Source organism: Burkholderia sp. BCC0419, from assembly GCF_902830285.1.
In the GTDB taxonomy this organism is placed as follows: Bacteria; Pseudomonadota; Gammaproteobacteria; order Burkholderiales; family Burkholderiaceae; genus Burkholderia.
This window is the reverse complement of record NZ_CADESR010000001.1, coordinates 1,152,256-1,170,894: the sequence shown is the minus strand read 5'-3', so window position 1 is coordinate 1,170,894 and position 18,639 is coordinate 1,152,256. Positions and strand designations below refer to the sequence as shown.

Below are 18,639 nucleotides of genomic sequence, written 5' to 3'. Positions count from 1 at the left end.
GCGGCCGCCGGGGCGGGCCGGCGAACCGATGTTGCGCTAGCGCTGCATCGACTCCCAGACCTTGTGCAGACGCTTGACAGAGACCGGCATCGGCGTGCGCAGTTCCTGCGCGAACAGCGAAATCCGCAATTCCTCGAGCAGCCAGCGGAATTCCGCGAGCCGCGCATCGGCGACGCCGCCGCGCTGCGACACCGCGCGCTGGTACTGCTGGGCGAGCGGCAGCAGGTCGGCCGACTGCTTCGCGTCGCGCGCCGGGTCGGCCTTCAGCTTGTCGATCCGCAGCGCGATGCCCTTCAGGTAGCGCGGGAAATGCGCAAGCTGCGCGTAAGGCGTGTCGATCACGAAGCGCTTGCCGACCAGCGCGGCCAGTTGCTGCTGCAGGTCCGCATGGGCCTGCGCGAACGGCTTCGCCTGTGCGAGCTTCTTCACGAGGCCCGCGTATTCGGCCAGGATCTGCCCGACGAGCCGCGCGATTTCCTGCGCGAGCAGGTTCAGGCGGCTGCGGCCCTCGTCGCGGCGCGCGTGGAAGCTCGCGTCGTCGTCGGGCAGCGGATCCTGCAGGCACGCGCGGTCGAGCGCCGTGTCGATCAGCTGGTCGCGCAGTTCGTCCTGCGTGCCGAGCGACATGTACTGCATCGCCATCTCGCGCAGGCCCGGCAGGTTCTTTTCGAGGAACTTGATCGGCTCCTTCAGCTGCAGCGCGAAGAGGCGCCGCAAGCCGGCCCGGTGGATGCGCGCGGCCTCCTCCGGCGAATCGAACACCTCGACGTCGCAATGCGTGCCGCGGTCGACGAGCGCCGGATAGCCGTACAGCGTCTGGCCGCGCCGGCGGATTTCCAGCAGCTCGGGCAGCTTGCCGAAATTCCACGTCGTCAGGTTCTCGTACAGCGCCGTCGCGCCGGTTTCCGCCGGGGCGGCCGTCTGCGGCGCCGCGCCCTTGCCGGCTTTCGCGCCGCGGGCAGGTGCCCCGGCCGCGGCACCCGACGCGGGCGCTTGGCCGATCGCCTGACCGGCCTCGGCGTCGCCGCCGGTCGCGATCGTCGACGCCGCCGCGATCTTCTGGAACTGCTGCTGCGCCTGCGCGCCGAGCTCCTGGCGCAGTTGCGCGAGATTGCGCCCCATCGCGAGCTGGCGGCCGTGCTCGTCGATCACCTTGAAATTCATGAACAGGTGCGCGGGCAGCGTCTCGAGCTTGAAGTCGGCCGTTTTCATCGCGACCTGCGTCTCGCCGCGCACGTCGGCGATCAGCGCCTCGACGAGCCCGCCCGCACCGAAACGCTCGCGGCCCATCCGTTCGACGAAGCCGGCCGCGTACTCGGGCAGCGGCACGCAGTGCCGGCGCAGCTTCTGCGGCAGCGACTTCAGCAGCAATTGCACCTTTTCCTTCAGCATCCCCGGCACGAGCCACTCGCAGCGGCGCGCGTCGACCTGGTTCAGCGCGAAGAGCGGTACCGCGAGCGTCACGCCGTCGCGCGGCGTGCCGGGCTCGAAGTGGTACGTGAGCGCCATCTCGACGCCGGCCATCGTCGCGCGCTTTGGGAACAGGTCGGTCGTCACGCCGGCCGCCTCGTGGCGCATCAGGTCGTCGCGCGACAGGTACAGCAGCCGCTGCTTGTCCTCCGCCTGGCCGCCCTTCTTCACCTCGTCGCGATACCAGCGCTCGAACGCGGCGCCCGTGTGGATGCCTTCCGGAATCGCCTGGTCGTAGAACGCGTAGATCAGCTCGTCGTCGACCAGCACGTCCTGGCGGCGCGACTTGTGTTCGAGCTGCTCGATGTCGGCGAGCAGCTTGCGGTTGTGTGCGAAGAACGGCAGCTTCGTGTCGAACTCGCCTTCCACCAGCGCGCCGCGAATGAACAGCTCGCGGGCGCGCGCCGGGTCCTGCTTGCCGAACGCGACGCGCCGGCGGTGGTAGATCGGCAGCCCGTACAACGTCGCGCGCTCGAACGCGCTGACCTGCGCGGGACGCTTTTCCCAATGCGGTTCCGACAGCGACTTCTTCAGCAGGTGCGCGCCAACCCTCTCGACCCACTCCGGCTCGATCTTCGCGAGGCAGCGCGCATACAGCCGGCTCGTCTCGACGAGCTCGGCCGCCATCACCCAGCGGCCGGCCTTCTTCGCGAGCGCGGAGCCCGGCCACAGGTAGAACTTGATGCCGCGCGCGCCGAGGTAGTGCGGATCGTCGTCGGCCTTCATCCCGAGGTTGCCGAGCAGGCCCGTCAACAGGGCCAGATGGATTTGCTCGTGCGTGGCCTCGACTTCGTTGAGCCGCCAGCCGTGCTCGCGCACGACGGTCAGCAACTGCGAATGGACATCGCGCCATTCGCGCAGCCGCAGGTGCGACAGGAAATTCTGCCGGCACGCGTCGATCAGCTGGCGATTCGACTTCTTGTGCGCGACGGCCTCTTCGAACCACGCCCAGATCTTCAGCCACTGCAGGAATTCGGAACGCTCGTCGGCGAACCGGCGGTGCGCCTGGTCGGCCTGCTCCTGCGCTTCGATCGGGCGGTCGCGCGGGTCCTGCACGGACAGCGCGCTCGCGATGATCAGCACCTCGCGCAGCGACTGCTGGTCGCGCGCGGCGAGAATCATCCGGCCGACGCGCGGGTCGAGCGGCAGCCGCGCGAGCTCGCGGCCAAGCGGCGTCAGCGCGTTGTCGTCGTCGACCGCGCCGAGTTCGTTGAGCAGTTGGTAGCCGTCCGCGATCGCGCGGCCGGGCGGCGGTTCGAGGAACGGGAACGATTCGATCGCCGTCAGGTGCAGCGACTTCATCCGCAGGATCACCGACGCGAGCGACGAGCGCAGGATTTCCGGGTCGGTGAAGCGCGCACGCGCCTGGTAGTCGCTTTCCTCGTACAAGCGGATGCACACACCGTCGGCCACGCGGCCGCAGCGGCCCGCGCGCTGGTTCGCGGCGGCCTGCGAGATCGACTCGACCTGCAGTTGCTCGACCTTGTTCCGGTACGAATAGCGCTTCACGCGCGCGAGACCGGTATCGACCACGTAGCGGATACCCGGCACCGTCAGCGAAGTTTCGGCCACGTTGGTCGCGAGCACGATCCGGCGCGCGTTCGACGCCTTGAACACCTTGTCCTGGTCGGCCGCCGAGAGCCGCGCGAACAGCGGCAGGATCTCGGTGTGCGGCGGATGGTGCTTGCGCAGCGCCTCGGCCGCCTCGCGGATCTCGCGCTCGCCGGGCAGGAACACCAGCACGTCGCCGGGGCCTTCGCGGCACAGCTCGTCGACCGCGTCGACGATCGCGTCCATCAGGTCGCGCTCGGCCTCGCGCGCGGTCTTCACGCGATCGCGGCCGCCGCCGGTGCCTTCGGCGTTCTTCACCGCCGGGCGATCCTCGGCCACCGGGCGGTAGCGCATCTCGACCGGATACAGCCGCCCGCTCACCTCGATCACCGGCGCCGGACGTTCGTCGGTGCCGAAATGGCGCGCGAAGCGATCGGCGTCGATCGTCGCGGACGTGACGATCAGCTTCAGGTCCGGCCGCCTCGGCAGGATTTCCTTCAGATAGCCGAGCAGGAAGTCGATGTTCAGGCTGCGCTCGTGCGCCTCGTCGATGATCAGCGTGTCGTACGCCTTCAGCAACGGGTCGGTCTGCGTCTCGGCAAGCAGGATGCCATCCGTCATCAGCTTGACGGACGCGCCCGGCGCGAGATTGTCGGTGAAGCGCACCTTGTAGCCGACCACCTCGCCGAACGGCGTGCCGAGTTCCTCGGCGATCCGGCGGCCGGTCGACGAGGCGGCAAGCCGGCGCGGCTGCGTATGGCCGATCAGGCCCGTGCCGCCGGCGCCGAGGCCGCGGCCGAGCTCGAGACAGATCTTCGGCAACTGCGTGGTCTTGCCCGAGCCGGTTTCGCCGCAGACGATGACGACCTGATGACCGGCGATCGCACGCGCGATTTCGTCGCGCCTGCCCGACACGGGCAGGCTTTCGGGATACGTGATCGGCGGAACGGGATTCGGCGGGACGGCGGCGCGCGGCGCACGCTCGCGGCGCGGGGCACGCTCGCCCGTTGCTTGCGGCGCGCCCTTCGCGGCCGGCTGGCGCGCACCGCCGCGCCGTTCGTCATTGCGCGGCCCGCGCGGCGCGGGTGCCGGCGTGCCCGCCGGCTTTTCCTGCTGCTGGCGCGGCTGCTCGCGCGCATCGGCCGCACCATCCGGGTGCTTCGCCGACGGCGTATTGGCCCGCGTCGGCGCGGGACTTTTAGAAACATTCGACATGGGGGCGCATTATAATCCCGGCCATGAATTCCCAAACCGACCTCCCTCCCGCCCAGACCGGCGCCGCGACGCCGCCGGCCGCCGACGATTCGGCCGCCAGCCACGCGCAGTTCGTCGACTGGATGCGCTCCGTCGCGCCCTATATCCACAAGTTCCGCAACAGCACGTTCGTCGTGGGGTTCGGCGGCGAAGTGGTGCAGCAGGGGCTGCTGAACGCGCTCGTGTCCGACATCGCGCTGTTGCAGGCGATGGGCATCCAGATCGTGCTGGTGCACGGCTCGCGGCCGCAGGTCGAGGAGCAGTTGAGCCTGCACGGTGTCGAATCCGAGTTTTCGCACGGGCTGCGCATCACCGATGCGCGCGCGCTCGAATCCGCGAAGGAAGCGGCCGGCGAAGTGCGTCTCGACATCGAGGCCGCGATCAGCCAGGGTCTGCCGAACTCGCCGATGGCGCACGCGCACATCAGCGTCGTGTCGGGCAACTTCGTGACCGCGCGGCCGGTGGGGATTCTCGACGGAGTCGATTTCGCGCACACGGGCATCGTGCGCAAGATCGATGCCGAATCGATCCGTCATTCGCTCGCGAGCCGCAAGCTCGTGCTGCTGTCGCCGCTCGGTTTCTCGCCGACCGGCGAGGCATTCAACCTGTCGATGGAAGACGTGGCGTCGGCGGCCGCGATCGCGCTGCGCGCCGACAAGATCATCTTCCTGACCGACGGGCCCGGCATCGTCGACGACGAAGGCGAGCTGGTGCGCGAAATGTCGCTCGACGCGGCGGCCGAGCTGCTCGATTCCGGCAACGTCCAGGGCGACGACGCGTTCTTCCTGAAGCACTCGATCCGCGCGTGCCGCGGCGGCGTGACCCGGGCCCACCTGATTCCCCAGTCGCTCGACGGCAGCATGCTGCTCGAACTGTTCCTGCACGACGGCGTCGGCACGATGATCTCGTACGAGAACCTCGAGAGCCTGCGCGAAGCGACGCCGGACGACGTCGGCGGCATCCTGTCGCTGATCGAGCCGCTCGAATCCGACGGCACGCTGGTGCGGCGCGGCCGCCACCAGATCGAACGCGACATCGACCACTTCTCGGTGATCGAGCACGATGGCGTGCTGTTCGGCTGCGCGGCGCTGTATCCGTACCAGCAGGAAAAGATCGGCGAGATGGCGTGCCTGACGGTGGCACCCGAAGCGCAGGGCTCGGGCGACGGCGAGCGCCTGCTCAAGCGCATCGAGCAGCGCGCCCGCGCGCGCGGCCTCACGCACATCTTCGTGCTCACGACGCGCACCGAGCACTGGTTCCTCAAGCGCGGCTTCGTCAAGGTCAGCGTCGACGACCTGCCGGAAGACCGCCGCAAACTCTATAACTGGCAGCGCAAGTCGCTCGTGCTGATGAAGCAGCTCTGAGCGCAGCACGACTGCCCTCCCCCAGTCCGATTACAGGAGAAGTACACGATGGCTCGAATGATCCAATGCGCGAAGCTCGGCAAGGAAGCCGAAGGTCTCGATTTCCCGCCGCTGCCGGGCGAACTCGGCAAGCGCATTTACGAGAGCGTCTCGAAGGAAGCGTGGCAAGGCTGGCTCAAGCAGCAAACGATGCTGATCAACGAAAACCGCCTGAACATGGCCGACCCGCGCGCGCGCCAGTACCTGATGAAGCAGACGGAGAAGTACTTCTTCGGCGACGGCGCGGACCAGGCGTCCGGCTACGTGCCGCCGACGGAAGGCTGAGCGCCGCGAATCGCGCAGGCCGGCCGCGCCGGCCTAGTCGCGCGAATCAAGCAAACGGCACCGTGTCATCGCACGGTGCCGTTTGCTTTTGGGGGAGCGCAATCGACGCGGACCCGCCGGCGCGCGCTCAATGGCGCACGGGCGAGCCGGCGTGCCCGACTCACCCCGCCGGTTTCAACGTGCCGCGCTCGTCCGGCGGCGCGCCCGCGCCGGCGCCTTCCGTGCCCCATTCCGCCGCATCGCTGCGCTCGGCCGTCGACAGTTCGTCCGCGCGATACCCGGTGCGATTCAGCAGCGCCAGCATGCACACGAGCGACACGAGCGCGTACAGCCCCGACGCGATCGCGACGCCGACGATGCTGCCGGTCTCATTGAGGATCGCCTGCGCGAGCACCGGCGTGCCGCCGCCGACGACGAGCGCGCTCAACTGATACGCGAGCGACAGGCCGGTATAGCGGATGTTGGCCGGAAACGCGCGCGCGAGCACGCCGCCGACCGCGCCGTAGAACATCGCCGACGGGATCGTCGAAATGCACATGCCGGCGACGGCGACCCAGTACGAACGCGTCGCGAGCGCATGGAACATCACCGGCATCAGCACGATTTCCGGGATCAGGATCCAGCACATCGCGCGCCGCATGTCGACCTTCGACACGAACCACGCGCCGACCGGCTGCATCAGGAACTGCACGACGAGCGAGATCGACAGGATGCCGAGGAACGTGCCCTGCGCGTAACCGAGCGTCTTCGTCGCCCACGACAGCGCGAACGTGCTGCGGAAATACGTGACGTTGATCACCGGCAGCGTGCCGGCCGCGAGCAGCACGACGACCCAGTGATCGCGTACGACGTCGCGCAGCGGCAGCTTCACCGTGCGCTTGCGCGCGAGCACGCGCTGCATGTCGACCGACTCTTCGAGCCTCAGCCGGATCACCATGCCGATGATCACGAGCACGGCCGACAGCAGGAACGGAATGCGCCAGCCCCACATCAGGAACGACGGCGTCGGTAGCGCGCTCAGCGCGAAAAACGCGGCCGTGGCCAGCAGGTTGCCGGTGGGTGAGCCCTGCTGCGCGAATGCCGCATACAGGATGCTGCGATGCTTCGGCGCATTCTCGCTTGCGATCAGCACCGCGCCGCCCCACTCGCCGCCGACCGCGATGCCCTGCAGCACGCGCAGCACGACGAGGCCCACGGGCGCCCAGACGCCGATCGACGCATAGCCGGGCAGCAGGCCGATGCCGGTCGTCGCGAGCCCCATCATCACCAGCGTGATCACGAGCGCGGTCTTGCGGCCGACGCGATCGCCGAGATGGCCGAACACGATGCCGCCGAGCGGCCGAGCGGCGAAGCCGGCCCAGAACGTGACGAACGCGAGCAGCGTCGCGACGCCGGGATCCATCGTGCTCGAAAAGAACACCTTGCCGAACACGAGCGCCGCGGCGGTGCCGTAGATGTAGAAGTCGTACCACTCGATCGTGGTGCCGACGAACGCCGCGAGGGCGGCGCGGCCAGGCCGCGGCGGCGGCGGCGCGGCAGGCGGGGATTGCGGACGGCTCATCGAGGTCTCCATGTTGATGATCAGGGGCGCGACTGTCGCGCGCCTTGCCGGATGGCCGGCCTTCGCCGGCTGGCGGGGTTGCTCTACGTTGCGTTGCTTGATGTCGACGTTGCGATCGGTCGGTTCGAGATGACGTTCATCTGCGGGCGCCCCTTCGTCCGTCACGTCGGGTCGGGCGCGACCTTCAGCACGCCGGCATCGAGCAGTTGCTGCTGAAGCGCGCGATCGACGCCGAGCCGATCGAGCACCGCACGCGTGTCGCGGCCGAGCGCGGGCGGCGCCGACCGGTAGGTGGCCGGTGTGCGCGACAGCTTCACCGGCGACGCGGTGCCGCGATATGCGCCGATCTCGACGAACAGCTCGCGGTGCAGCGCATGCGGATCGTGCGCGACGTCGGCCACCGTGCGCACCGGCCCGCACGGCACGCCGGCCGCCATCAGGTCGCGCGCGAGCGGCTCGCACGCGTGCGCGGCGAGCCGCGCTTCCAGTTCGACCTTCAACTGCGGCCGGTGCGCGCAGCGGTTGCGGTTATCGACGAAGCGCGGGTCGCTGGCGAGCGCCGGCGCACCGAGATGCGCGACAAGCCGCGCGAACTGCCGGTCGTTGCCGACCGCGAGGAAGATCGGCACGGTGGCCGTGCGATAGCTGTCGTACGGCGCGATGTTCGGATGCGCGTTGCCGCTGCGTTCCGGCACGCGGCCCGACCCGAAGAAGTTCGGCAGGTGCGGATGCAGCAGCGACACGCCGCAGTCGTACAGCGCCACGTCGATCGACTGCCCGCGCCCGCTCTTCTCGCGCTCCGCGAGCGCCAGCAGGATGCCGGCGAGCGCGTTGAGCCCCGTGACCATGTCGACGATCGGCAAACCGATGCGCGTCGCGCCGCCATCGCGTTCGCCGTTCACGCTCATCAGCCCGGCCATCGCCTGGATCACCGCGTCGTAGCCCGGCAGGCCGCCGAGCGGGCCGTCGTCGCCGAAGCCCGTCACCGCACAGTGGATCAGGCGCGGGAAGCGCGGCTGCAGGTCGCGTGCGTAGTCCATGCCCCAGCGCGCGAGCGTGCCCGGCTTGAAATTCTCGACGAGCACGTCGGCCTCTTCGAGCAGGCGCCACAGGATCGCCCGCCCTTCGTCTCGCGACAGGTCGAGCGCGAGCCCTTCCTTGTTGCGGTTCACGCCCATGAAATACCAGGCCGTGTCGCCGAGGAACGGCGGCCCCCAGCCGCGCGTCTCGTCGCCGTCGGGCGGCTCGATCTTGACCACCGTCGCACCGTGATCGGCGAGCGCCTGCGTGCAGTACGGGCCGCCGAGCACCCGGCTCAGGTCGACGACCTTCAGGCCGTCCAGTGCGCCACGCGTCGCGCTCATCGCTCGACCTCCGGCAGCAGGTCGAGCGCCATGTCGAGCCCGACCGGCAGGCCGCGCAGCAGCGCGTCGGCCGCGGCCGATTCGTCGTCGCGCGGTGCAGGCGCGAGCGGATCGACCGGCAGCAGCTTGTGCCGCACGATCAGGTGCGCCAGCGCGAGACGCCTGAAATCCGGCGCGAGCCGTGCGCCCTCGCAGGCCATCAGCACGGCCGCGCTCGCGTAATACAGCGCGGACGCGGCCTGCCGCACGCGCGCATCGTCGCCTGCCTCAGCGACCCGCACGAGCGCATCGCACGCCCGCGCGAGAATGCGCCGCAGCGCCGTGCGGCTCGCCTCGGGCAGCGGCGCCACGCCCAGACGATCGCCGAGGAACGTGCGCAGCGCATCGAGCGCATGCTCGCGCTGCGCGGCGCGCGCGACGTCCAGCGCGACGATGTTGCTCGTGCCTTCCCAGATCGAACCGAGGTGCGCGTCGCGCACGAGCCGCGCATCGCTCCATTCCTCGATATAGCCGGTGCCGCCGCGCACTTCCATCGCATCGCCCGTCACGCGGCGCGCGTCGCGGCATGCGCGGAACTTGATCAGCGGCGTCAGGATCCGCACGCAGCGCGCAGCCTGCTCGTCGCCCGCATCGGCCTGCGGCAGCAGCAGCGCGATCTGCATGAACATCGCGCGCGCGGCCTCGGTCGGCAGCAGCATCTTCATCAACTGGCGCTGCATCAGCGGCATCTCGATCAGCTTGCGGCCGAACGCGTCGCGATGCGCGGCGACGTGCAGCGCTTCGTTCAGTGCGCGCCGCATCAGCCCCGCCGCGCGCACGCCGTTCGACAGACGCGACATGTTGATCATGTCGGCCATCTGGTGAAAGCCGCGGCCGATCTCGCCGATCAGGTAGGCCTGCGCGCCTTCGAGCGCGATCTCGCCGCTCGCCATCGAACGGCTGCCGAGCTTGTCCTTCAGGCGCACGATCCGGTAGCGGTTGCGCGTGCCATCCGGCAGCGTCTTCGGCAGCAGGAACAGCGCGAGGCCCTTGATGCCGTCCGGCGCGCCGTCGGGCCGCGCGAGCACCATCGCGAGATCGGCGTCCGCATTCGAGCAGAACCACTTGTCGCCGGTCAGGCGCCAGACGGTGTCGCCGCGCGCGTCGGTTTCGCAGGTCGCGCGCGTCGCGATCCGGCCGACATCGGAGCCGGCCGCCTGCTCGGTCATGAACATCGCGCCCTGGTACAGCGTGTCGAAGTCGCGCGACGCAAGCATCGGCAGGTAGCGCGCGACGAGCGCGGGATCGCCGAAGCGGCGCAGCGTGCGCGTCAGCGAATCGGTCATGCTGACCGGGCAGCACAGCCCGAATTCCGCCTGCACGAACAGGAACGTCAGCGCGTACTTGACGAGCGGCGGCACGGTTTCGGATCCATGACTCAGCGACGCGAGCCCGAGCTCCGCATACGCGACGCGTTCGAGCGCGACGTACGCCGGATCCTTGTCGATCCGCTGCACGGCCTCGCCGCGCCGGTTGCGCTGCTCGAGCACGGGTGGATGCTTGTCCGCGCGCGACGCCCATTCGTCGAGTTCGCCCGATACGCGCGCGCCGAGCGCGCGCAGCCGCGGCTCGAGTTCGGCATAGTGCGCGTCGCCGAGATGCAGCTTCAGCAACGCGCCGAGATCGGGATCGACGGTGAAGAAATTGATGCCCCGGCTGTCGGGGATATTGGATGCGCCGGTGTCCGGCGTGCGAGCGGTGTCGTTCACGCGTGCGTCTCCTGGGTTGCCTGCGCATCGGCCGGGCCGCGTGCCGCAGCGCGCGGCCGGTCCTGCGTCAAGCCTCCCGCAGAGCGTAGGCGCGCGATCGATAAGCGTCCAATACAGGATTTATCCGGTACGATAGATATCGCTTATCGATGCCGACGCCGGGAGGAAACACCGTGGAACTGAGGCAGTTGCGCTACTTCGTGGCAGTCGCCGAGGAGCTGCATTTCGGGCGCGCGGCGAAGCGCCTGTTCATCTCGCAGCCGGCGCTGAGTTTCGACATCCGCAAGTTCGAGGACGCGCTCGGCGTGCAGCTCTTCTCGCGCACCAACAAGACCGTTGCGCTGACCAACGCGGGCGAGGTGCTGCTCGGCGAAGCGCGCCGGCTGCTGCTGCAGGCGGTCGAAGCCGAACGCCTGACGGTGCGCTCCGCGTCGGGTCTCGCGGGCCGGCTGCGGATCGGCTTCGTCCATTCGATGCTGTATCGCGGGCTGCCCGACGCCGTGCGGCGCTTCGAGGCCGACTATCCGGGCGTCGAGGTTGTGCTGAGCGAGATGAACACGCACGCGCAGGTGCAGGCGATCCAGCGCGGCCAGATCGATCTCGGCTATGCGCACTGGGGCCACTTCCCGCCCGAGGTCGAATCGGTGCCCGTCTATGCGGAGCCGTTCGTGTGCTGCCTGCCGGCCGCGCATCCGCTCGCGCGGCGCAGGCAGGTCGCGCTCGCCGCGCTCGCGACGGAACCATTCATCCTGTTTCCGCGCGACGCCGCGCCGCACTATCACGACCTGATCATCGCGCAGTGCGTGAACGCGGGATTCAGTCCGCTGATCCGTCACGAGGCACGGCTGTGGCAGACGATCCTGTCGATGATCGAGTTCGGGATGGGCATCGCGCTGGTGCCGCGCGTGCTGCAGCAGGTGAAGAGCGACCGGCTCGCGTTCCTGCCGCTGAAGGATGCGTCGCTCGAATCGCGCACGCTCGCGCTGAAACGCAGCGGCACCGCCGAACCGGTGGCGCTGCGCTTTGCCGGCTACGTGCGTGATTCGATCGACGCGCTGCCTGCTCTGGCGGGCTGAGCACGCGGCTCGCGAACCGGCGCTTGCGGCTATCTGAAAAAATTTGCAGAAAGTGCTTTACGAACCCCAAAAGCTCTGACATAATTTCATTCTTCTTTGGGCGGTTAGCTCAGCGGTAGAGCACTGCCTTCACACGGCAGGGGTCACTGGTTCGATCCCAGTACCGCCCACCAAAGAATTCAAGGGCCTGCGTCTCACGACGCAGGCCCTTTTCGTTTTGCGGCCTTACTTCTGCGGCCTGCCTCCCCTGCCCGGCTCCTTGCGCGCGTGATCGAGCGCGGCGAGCAGCAACGCGTCGACCGCATGCGATCGAGGCGTCGCGCATCACTACCGTGCCAGCCCCACCCGCTCCGCCGTCGCGTCGAACGCGCGCTTCGCCTTGTCGACGATCTCGTCGACCTCCGCCTCGCGGATCACGAGCGGCGGCGACAGCAGCATCCGGTCGCCGGTCGCGCGCATGATCAGGTTGCCGTTGAAGCAGAAGTCGCGGCAGATCGTGCCGACGTCGACGTCCGCGCCGAAGCGCTCGCGCCGGTGCCGGTCGCGCGCCAGTTGAACACCGGCGACCAGCCCCGCTCCTGCAATCTCCCCGACGATCGGATGGTCGCCCAGCGCGTCGCGCAGCCGGCGCTGGAAATACGGGCCGATATCAGTCTTCACGCGCTCGACGATGCCCTCGTCGCGCAGCAGCTTCAGGTTCGCGACCGCGACCGCCGCCGCCACCGGGTGCCCCGAGTACGTAAGGCCGTGATTGAATTCGCCGTTGTCGATGATCGGGCGCGCGATGCGCTCATGGATGCCCACTGCCCCCATCGGCACGTAACCCGACGTGAGGCCCTTCGCCATCGTGATCAGGTCCGGCTCGAAGCCGAAGTGCTGGTGCGCGAACCATTCGCCGGTGCGACCGAACCCGCCGATCACTTCGTCGGCGACCAGCAGGATGTCGTACTTGCGGCAGATCCGCTGGATTTCCGGCCAATATGTCGACGGCGGGAAGATTACGCCGCCCGCGCCCTGGAACGGCTCGCCGATGAACGCCGCGACGTTCTCCGCGCCGAGTTCGAGAATCTTCGCTTCGAGCTGCTGCGCACGCGCGAGGCCGAACGCTTCCGGCGTTTCGCCGGCCTGCGCTTCGCCGAAGAAATACGGCTGGTCGATGTGCACGATGTGCTCGACTTTCGATGGCATCTGCTCGTGCATGTAGCCCATCCCGCCGAGCGTGCCGCCTGCGATCGTCGAGCCGTGGTAGCCGTTCTTGCGCGAGATCACGTATTTCTTCTGCGGCTTGCCCTGCACGCGCCAGTATTGATGCACGAGCCGCAGCACGGTGTCGTTGCCTTCCGAGCCGCTGTTGCAATAGAAGAAGTGGTTGAAGCCGGCAGGCGTCACTTTCGCGAGCATCGCGGAAAGCTCGATCACCGGCGGATGCGTGGTCTTGAAGAACGTGTTGTAGAACGGCAGTTCCTGCAGCTGGCGATACGCGGCGTCGGCGAGTTCCTTGCGGCCATAGCCGACGTTCACGCACCACAGGCCGGCCATCCCGTCGATCACCTTGTTGCCGTCCGAGTCCCACAGGTAGACGCCGTCGGCCTTGACGATCACGCGGCTGCCGGCGCGATTGAGCGCGCCCATGTCCGAGAACGGATGGATGTGGTGCGCGGCGTCAAGGGCGCGAAAATCGGCGGTCGAGTGCGGCGAAAAAGCTTCGTTTCTATCGGTCATGTTTTCTCCGTCAAACAGCGCCGCACGCTTACACGTGCAGCAGCAGATGCCTGCGTTCCCACGAGCTGATCACGCGGAAGAACGCTTCGTATTCGGTTTCCTTCAACGCCAGGTAAGCCTTCACGAACTTGTCGCCAAGGATGCCGGCGAGCGGTTCGCACGCGGCCATCAGCGAGATGCCTTCCTCGAGATTGCGCGGCAGCTGGTACGGCAGGTCGTAGCCGTCCGATGCGATCGGCTCGGTCGGCGCGAGCTGTTGCGTCATGCCGAGATAGCCGGCGGCGAGCGTCGCCGCGAACGCGAGGTACGGGTTGCAGTCGACGCCCGGAATCCGGTTCTCGATGCGTCGCGCGACAGGCGTCGACTGTGGGATACGGAACCCGACCGTACGGTTGTCGTAGCCCCACTGCACGTTGATCGGCGCGGCCATGAAGCGCGACAGGCGGCGGTACGAATTGATGTACGGCGCGAAGATCGGCATCAGCGCCGGCGTGTACTTCTGCAGCCCCGCCAGATAGCTGTGGAACAGCGGCGACACGGCGCCGTTTTCGTCGGCGAACAGGTTGCGCCCGGTGCGCATATCCGCGAGGCTCTGATGAATGTGCATCGCGGAACCCGGCTCGTTTTCCATCGGCTTGGCCATGAACGTCGCATACATGTTGTGGCGCAGCGCCGCCTCGCGCACGGTGCGCTTGAACAGGAACACCTGGTCGGCCAGCGGCAGCGCGTCGCCGTGCACGAAGTTGATCTCCATCTGCGCGGCGCCGACTTCATGAATCAGCGTCTCGATATCGAGGCCCTGCATTTCGCAGTACTCGTAGATGTCCTCGAACAGCGGATCGAACTCGTTGACGGCCTCGATCGAATACGACTGGCGGCCCGTTTCGGCCCGCCCCGTACGACCGACGGGCGGACGCAGCGGCAGGTCGGGATCGGCGTTCACGTCGACCAGATAGAACTCCAGCTCGGGCGCCACCACGGGCTTCCAGCCCTTCGCCTCGTACAGGTCGAGCACGCGGCGCAGCACATAGCGTGGCGAGATCTCGACCGGCGAGCCGTCGAAATGCACGCAATCGTGGATCACCTGCGCGGTCGGATCGACCGCCCACGGGATCAGGCAGATCGTCGACGTGTCGGGCACGCACACCATGTCGGGATCGGTCACGCCGGTCAGCGTGCCGTCTTCCGGATAGTCGCCGGTGACGGTCTGCACCATTACGGCCTGCGGCAGCCGCATCGATTCGCCGGATTCGAATTTGTTGCGCGGAATGATCTTGCCGCGCGCGATGCCGGCCATGTCGGGAATGATCGCCTCGACTTCGGTGATGCGGTGCTGGCGCAGGAATTCGCTCAGTTCGGGTTGCATGATCGGCCTCGTCAGTCGATGTCGATGTCGGATGCGGCCGGCGACGGCGTCGCGCCGCCGGCCGCATGAATGCGGTGCGTCATGTGCGCGCGGCACGCCGCGCCGAATGCCGCGAAGATGTCGCGCGACAGCGGCTGCTCCGCGTAGCGCCACTCGGGATGCCACTGCACGCCCAGCGCGAACGCACGCGCGCCGCGCACACTGACGGCCTCGACCAGTCCGTCGGGCGCACTCGCTTCGATCGCGAGCCCCGCGCCCAGGCGTGCGATGCCCTGGTCGTGCAGCGAATTGACCGTCGCCTCGTGCGCGCCGCGCGCAACCCGCTGCAGCAGGCCGCCGGGCGCGAACTGCACGACATGCGCGGGACCGTACTGCCGTTCGAGCGGGTCGCCCGGCCGTTCGCGATGGTCGTCGAAGCCGGCCGTCGCATGCAGCCGCTGATGCAGCGTGCCGCCATACGCGACGTTCAGCTCCTGCATGCCGCGGCAGATCGCGAGCACGGGCACGCCCGCGTCGATCGCCGCGCGGATCAGCGGCAACGCGGTCGCATCGCGTGCCGGATCGTGCAGCGTATCGGGCGCGCTCGCGGCGCCGCCGTAATGATGCGGCTCGACGTTCGAATAGCTGCCGGTCAACAGCAGCCCGTCGATTGCCGCGACGATCGCGTCGGCCGGCTGCCGCGCGCCGAACGCGGGCAGCACGAACGCCAGCGCACCGGCGCCGTCGACGACGGCGGCGACGTACTTCTCGCCCGCCGTGTGGTTCGGATGCGCACCGCGCAGGATGCGGTCGGCGGTAACGGCTACGATCGGTCGCGCACGCATCGGCGTCTCTCCGGTGACGGCGCGCGACACGCTCGCGCGCACAACGATGCAGGTTCTCGGGTGCGCCGCACGCGCACGCCATCGCGCAACGCAAGCGCTAACGCCAGCGCATGCGCGATCCTGCCGCACGAATGCTGCGGCAACAGGCGGTGCGGCCCGGGACGGAAGCGGAAAGGGACGCTAGGGCAACAACGATGCGCTGCCGTCGCACTGCACCGCGCTGAACAGGTGCACGGTCACGAGATTGAAGCGGCGCGGGCCGCGATGGGAAATGGCGAAGAAGCGAGGCTCGCGTAACGGGGCGGCGCGCGTGCCGCGATCAGCATGCCGGTTCGGCCCGGCCTGAGGCGGCGCGCCCGCCGACGGACTTCGCGTCCGGCGTATCGAAGGGCTGGCGGCTTTCACGATCGTACTCGACTGACTGATGGAGGCAGGACACGTGTCGCAATGCCGCGTGGCGACACGTCAGCAAGATGTCTCGCAACGGATTCCGGCGCAGTCCGACCATCGTCGATGGCCTCGCCGCCGGTACGCGCGTGACGACTTCCTGACATTCAGCTTATATCACTTAAAAATTGCGTCAAATTTTCAGGTGCCGATGACGACATCGATCAGACGAAAAAAAACGGCATCGATCGCGCGGATCGATGCCGTTTTGTGCATTGCACCAACTTGCCTGCTACATGCCGACGGGGCGGGACGCACCGTCGCGCCGCGCTGCCGCATAGCCGCGGCCCGTGCTCAGCGATGCGCGAGTGCGGTTTCGACGAGCGTCTGCAGCAGCGGCACGATCCGCGCTGCACGTGCCTCGTCGTACGCGTACGGACGCGTCTCTTCCATATAGGTGATCTGCGACAGTTCGAGCTGCACGGCCTCGACGCCGGTCTCGGGCACGCCGTAGTGGCGCGTGATGTAGCCACCCTTGAAGCGCCCGTTCGCGACGGCCGTATAGCCGCCGTGCGCGAGCACGCGCGCGGCCAGCGCCTCCGCGAGACCGGGCGCCGCGCTCGCGCCGCCCGACGTGCCGAAGTTGAAATCCGGCAGGCGGCCGTCGAAGAAACGCGGCACGTGCGAGCGGATCGAATGCGCTTCCCACACGAGCACGCGGCCGTGTTCGCCCTTCAGGCGCGCGATCTCGCGTTGCAGCGCGTCGTGATACGGCAGCCAGTAACGATCGCGGCGACGCATGATCTCGTCGTTGCCGGGCAGCGCGTTCGCCGGATACAACGGCGCCTTGTCGAACGTATCGACCGGCACGAGCCCCGTCGTGTCCTGCCCCGGATACAGGTTCTCGTTGTCGGGCGGACGGTTCAGGTCCACGACGTAACGCGCGTGCGACGGCACGAGGATCGATGCGCCGAGATCGGCCGCGAAGCCGTACAGCCGCTCGAGATGCCAGTCGCAATCGTCGACGAAGCGCGCATCGGGCGTCATCGTCGCGGCGATGTCGTCGGGGATGTGCGTGCCTGCGTGCGGAATCGAGATCAGCAGCGGCAGCGTGCCCTGCTTCAGCGTGAATACAGCCGGTTGTTCAGTCATGTCGCATCACCGTAAGAGTCGGCCGGCGCACCGTGCGCCGGTTGCCGCGCGTCAGCGCAGCAGTTGCGCCAGCGCGGCGCGGTAGTCGGCATACGCGGCGGCTTCGTCGCGATGGCGGCGGCCGCTCACGACACGCTCGCCGCCCGTGTAGACGTCGAGCACCGGCGTCTCGCCGTGCTCGGCGAACACGATGCCCGACAGCCATGCGGCGCTGTCGTGTTCGGCGATCGCCGGATGATCGGGATCGAGCACGAGCCAGTCGGCGCGACAGCCTGCGCGCAGCGCACCGATGCGCCGCCCGCTCGCCTGCGCGCCGCCCGCGAGCGACGCATCGAACAGGCGATCGGCGACGTGCGCCTGCGTGTCGCTCGCCAGCACGTTGCGCGCGCGGTGCACGAGCCGCTGCCCGTATTCGAGCAGGCGCAGCTCCGAGCGCCACTCGACCGATGCGTGGCTGTCCGAGCCGACGCCGATCACGCCGCCTTGCGCGAGATAGTCGACGGCCGGGAACACGCCGTCGCCGAGGTTCGCTTCGGTCGTCAGGCACAGCCCGGCGACCGCGCGACGCTTCGCGAGCGCCGCCGTCTCGGCCGCGTCGACGTGCGTCGCGTGCACGAGGCACCAGCGCGCATCGACGTCGAAGCGATCGAGCAGCCATTGTACGGGGCGTGCGCCGTAGGCACGCACGCAGTCGTCGACTTCGGCCGTCTGCTCGGCGATGTGGATATGCACCGGCGCATCGTCGGGCAGCCCGTCGAGCAGCACACGCAGCCCATTCTCGGACACCGCGCGCAACGAATGCGGCGCGACGCCGTAGCGCAGGCCGCCGTGCTCGGGCGCCACGCGACGCATCGCGTCGAGCAGTTCGAGCACGCCGTCGGGCGTGTTGATGAAGCGACGCTGGTCGTCGCGCGGCGGCTTGTTGCCGAAGCCGGCGAACTGGTACGACACGGGCAGCATCGTGATGCCGATGCCGGCCGCGCGCGCGGCATCGATCACGCGCGTGCCGAGCTCCGCGATCTGCGGATAGCGCGAGCCGTCCTGCGCGTGATGCACGTAGTGGAATTCGCACACCGACGTGTAGCCGCACTTGAGCATCTCGACATACAGCCAGCGTGCAATCGCCGCGAGCGCGTCCGGCGTGATCTTCAGCGCGAAGCGGTACATCAGGTCGCGCCAGCTCCAGAAGCTGTCGGCGGGATTCGCGCGGTATTCGGTGAGCCCCGCCATCGCGCGCTGGAACGCGTGCGAATGCAGGTTCGGCATGCCGGGCAGCACCGGGCCAGCCGCGCGCGCGACGGCTGCCGGTGCGTCGGTGTCGGGCGTCACGTCGGTCAGCGTGCCGGTTGCGTCCCAGCGCAGCAGCACGTTGCGGCGCCAGCCATCGGGCAGGTAGGCATGGTCCGCGAACAACAGGGTATCGGTCATTGCGAGTCCTCATCGGCCGGATCAAGCGCGTCAACGTCAACGTCAGCG

The 18,639-nt window shown here is 68.5% G+C and carries 12 protein-coding genes and 1 tRNA gene; 4 read left to right on the top strand and 9 right to left on the bottom strand.

The window, feature by feature from the left end:
- Window positions 1-36: 36 nt before the first annotated feature.
- Window positions 37-4,236 (bottom strand): ATP-dependent RNA helicase HrpA, encoded by a 4,200-nt coding sequence (gene hrpA / locus HWW87_RS05155; RefSeq protein ID WP_175819506.1) that lies wholly within the window; start codon window positions 4,234-4,236, stop codon window positions 37-39.
- Window positions 4,237-4,259: 23 nt separating this feature from the next.
- Between hrpA and argA the strand changes: the two genes are divergently transcribed.
- Window positions 4,260-5,639: an amino-acid N-acetyltransferase gene (gene argA / locus HWW87_RS05150; RefSeq protein WP_174391077.1), complete on the top strand. Its 1,380-nt coding sequence runs from the start codon at window positions 4,260-4,262 to the stop codon at window positions 5,637-5,639.
- Between the two features lie 48 nt (window positions 5,640-5,687).
- Window positions 5,688-5,963, top strand: coding sequence for an oxidative damage protection protein (locus tag HWW87_RS05145; protein WP_006478357.1), 276 nt, complete (start codon window positions 5,688-5,690; stop codon window positions 5,961-5,963).
- A gap of 160 nt (window positions 5,964-6,123) precedes the next feature.
- Here HWW87_RS05145 and HWW87_RS05140 read toward each other — a convergent pair whose 3' ends face one another.
- The 3 genes from HWW87_RS05140 to HWW87_RS05130 all read right to left on the bottom strand — a co-directional run bounded on the left by HWW87_RS05140 (window position 6,124) and on the right by HWW87_RS05130 (window position 10,636).
- Entirely contained in the window at window positions 6,124-7,524 is a 1,401-nt protein-coding gene (locus HWW87_RS05140; RefSeq protein ID WP_175819505.1) for an MFS transporter, read from the bottom strand.
- A 161-nt stretch (window positions 7,525-7,685) separates the two neighbouring features.
- A complete protein-coding gene (locus HWW87_RS05135; protein ID WP_175819504.1) occupies window positions 7,686-8,888 on the bottom strand; it encodes a CoA transferase in 1,203 nt (400 codons plus the stop codon).
- Entirely contained in the window at window positions 8,885-10,636 is a 1,752-nt protein-coding gene (locus tag HWW87_RS05130) for an acyl-CoA dehydrogenase family protein (protein WP_175819503.1), read from the bottom strand. The genes HWW87_RS05135 and HWW87_RS05130 overlap by 4 nt, the downstream gene beginning before the upstream one ends.
- A gap of 173 nt (window positions 10,637-10,809) precedes the next feature.
- Between HWW87_RS05130 and HWW87_RS05125 the strand changes: the two genes are divergently transcribed.
- Both HWW87_RS05125 and HWW87_RS05120 read left to right on the top strand, forming a co-directional pair.
- On the top strand, window positions 10,810-11,712 hold the full coding sequence (locus HWW87_RS05125) for a LysR family transcriptional regulator (protein ID WP_175819502.1): 903 nt from the start codon (window positions 10,810-10,812) through the stop codon (window positions 11,710-11,712).
- A gap of 98 nt (window positions 11,713-11,810) precedes the next feature.
- Window positions 11,811-11,885 (top strand) — tRNA-Val (locus tag HWW87_RS05120).
- A gap of 154 nt (window positions 11,886-12,039) precedes the next feature.
- Here HWW87_RS05120 and HWW87_RS05115 read toward each other — a convergent pair.
- The 5 genes from HWW87_RS05115 to HWW87_RS05095 form a co-directional block, all read right to left on the bottom strand.
- Window positions 12,040-13,434, bottom strand: a complete 1,395-nt coding sequence (locus HWW87_RS05115) for an aspartate aminotransferase family protein (RefSeq protein ID WP_175819501.1) — start codon at window positions 13,432-13,434, stop codon at window positions 12,040-12,042.
- A gap of 28 nt (window positions 13,435-13,462) precedes the next feature.
- Window positions 13,463-14,800: a glutamine synthetase family protein gene (locus tag HWW87_RS05110; RefSeq protein ID WP_175819500.1), complete on the bottom strand. Its 1,338-nt coding sequence runs from the start codon at window positions 14,798-14,800 to the stop codon at window positions 13,463-13,465.
- An 11-nt stretch (window positions 14,801-14,811) separates the two neighbouring features.
- Window positions 14,812-15,624: a gamma-glutamyl-gamma-aminobutyrate hydrolase family protein gene (locus tag HWW87_RS05105; RefSeq protein ID WP_174432986.1), complete on the bottom strand. Its 813-nt coding sequence runs from the start codon at window positions 15,622-15,624 to the stop codon at window positions 14,812-14,814.
- A 741-nt stretch (window positions 15,625-16,365) separates the two neighbouring features.
- The gene (gene hutG / locus HWW87_RS05100) at window positions 16,366-17,163 is read right to left on the bottom strand and encodes an N-formylglutamate deformylase (RefSeq protein WP_175819499.1); all 798 of its coding nucleotides are present in this window, start codon (window positions 17,161-17,163) and stop codon (window positions 16,366-16,368) included.
- 51 nt (window positions 17,164-17,214) lie between these two features.
- Window positions 17,215-18,591, bottom strand: a complete 1,377-nt coding sequence (locus HWW87_RS05095) for a formimidoylglutamate deiminase (protein ID WP_175819498.1) — start codon at window positions 18,589-18,591, stop codon at window positions 17,215-17,217.
- Window positions 18,592-18,639: the final 48 nt, after the last annotated feature.

Excerpts from the sequence above, each read along its gene's own strand:
- hrpA (WP_175819506.1), bottom strand. The coding sequence starts at position 4,236 with ATGTCGAATGTTTCTAAAAGTCCCGCGCCGACGCGGGCCAATACGCCG.
- HWW87_RS05105 (WP_174432986.1), bottom strand. The coding sequence starts at position 15,624 with ATGCGTGCGCGACCGATCGTAGCCGTTACCGCCGACCGCATCCTGCGC.
- HWW87_RS05145 (WP_006478357.1), top strand. The coding sequence starts at position 5,688 with ATGGCTCGAATGATCCAATGCGCGAAGCTCGGCAAGGAAGCCGAAGGT.
- HWW87_RS05140 (WP_175819505.1), bottom strand. The coding sequence starts at position 7,524 with ATGAGCCGTCCGCAATCCCCGCCTGCCGCGCCGCCGCCGCCGCGGCCT.
- HWW87_RS05110 (WP_175819500.1), bottom strand. The coding sequence starts at position 14,800 with ATGCAACCCGAACTGAGCGAATTCCTGCGCCAGCACCGCATCACCGAA.
- HWW87_RS05135 (WP_175819504.1), bottom strand. The coding sequence starts at position 8,888 with ATGAGCGCGACGCGTGGCGCACTGGACGGCCTGAAGGTCGTCGACCTG.
- HWW87_RS05115 (WP_175819501.1), bottom strand. The coding sequence starts at position 13,434 with ATGACCGATAGAAACGAAGCTTTTTCGCCGCACTCGACCGCCGATTTT.
- hutG (WP_175819499.1), bottom strand. The coding sequence starts at position 17,163 with ATGACTGAACAACCGGCTGTATTCACGCTGAAGCAGGGCACGCTGCCG.
- HWW87_RS05095 (WP_175819498.1), bottom strand. The coding sequence starts at position 18,591 with ATGACCGATACCCTGTTGTTCGCGGACCATGCCTACCTGCCCGATGGC.
- argA (WP_174391077.1), top strand. The coding sequence starts at position 4,260 with ATGAATTCCCAAACCGACCTCCCTCCCGCCCAGACCGGCGCCGCGACG.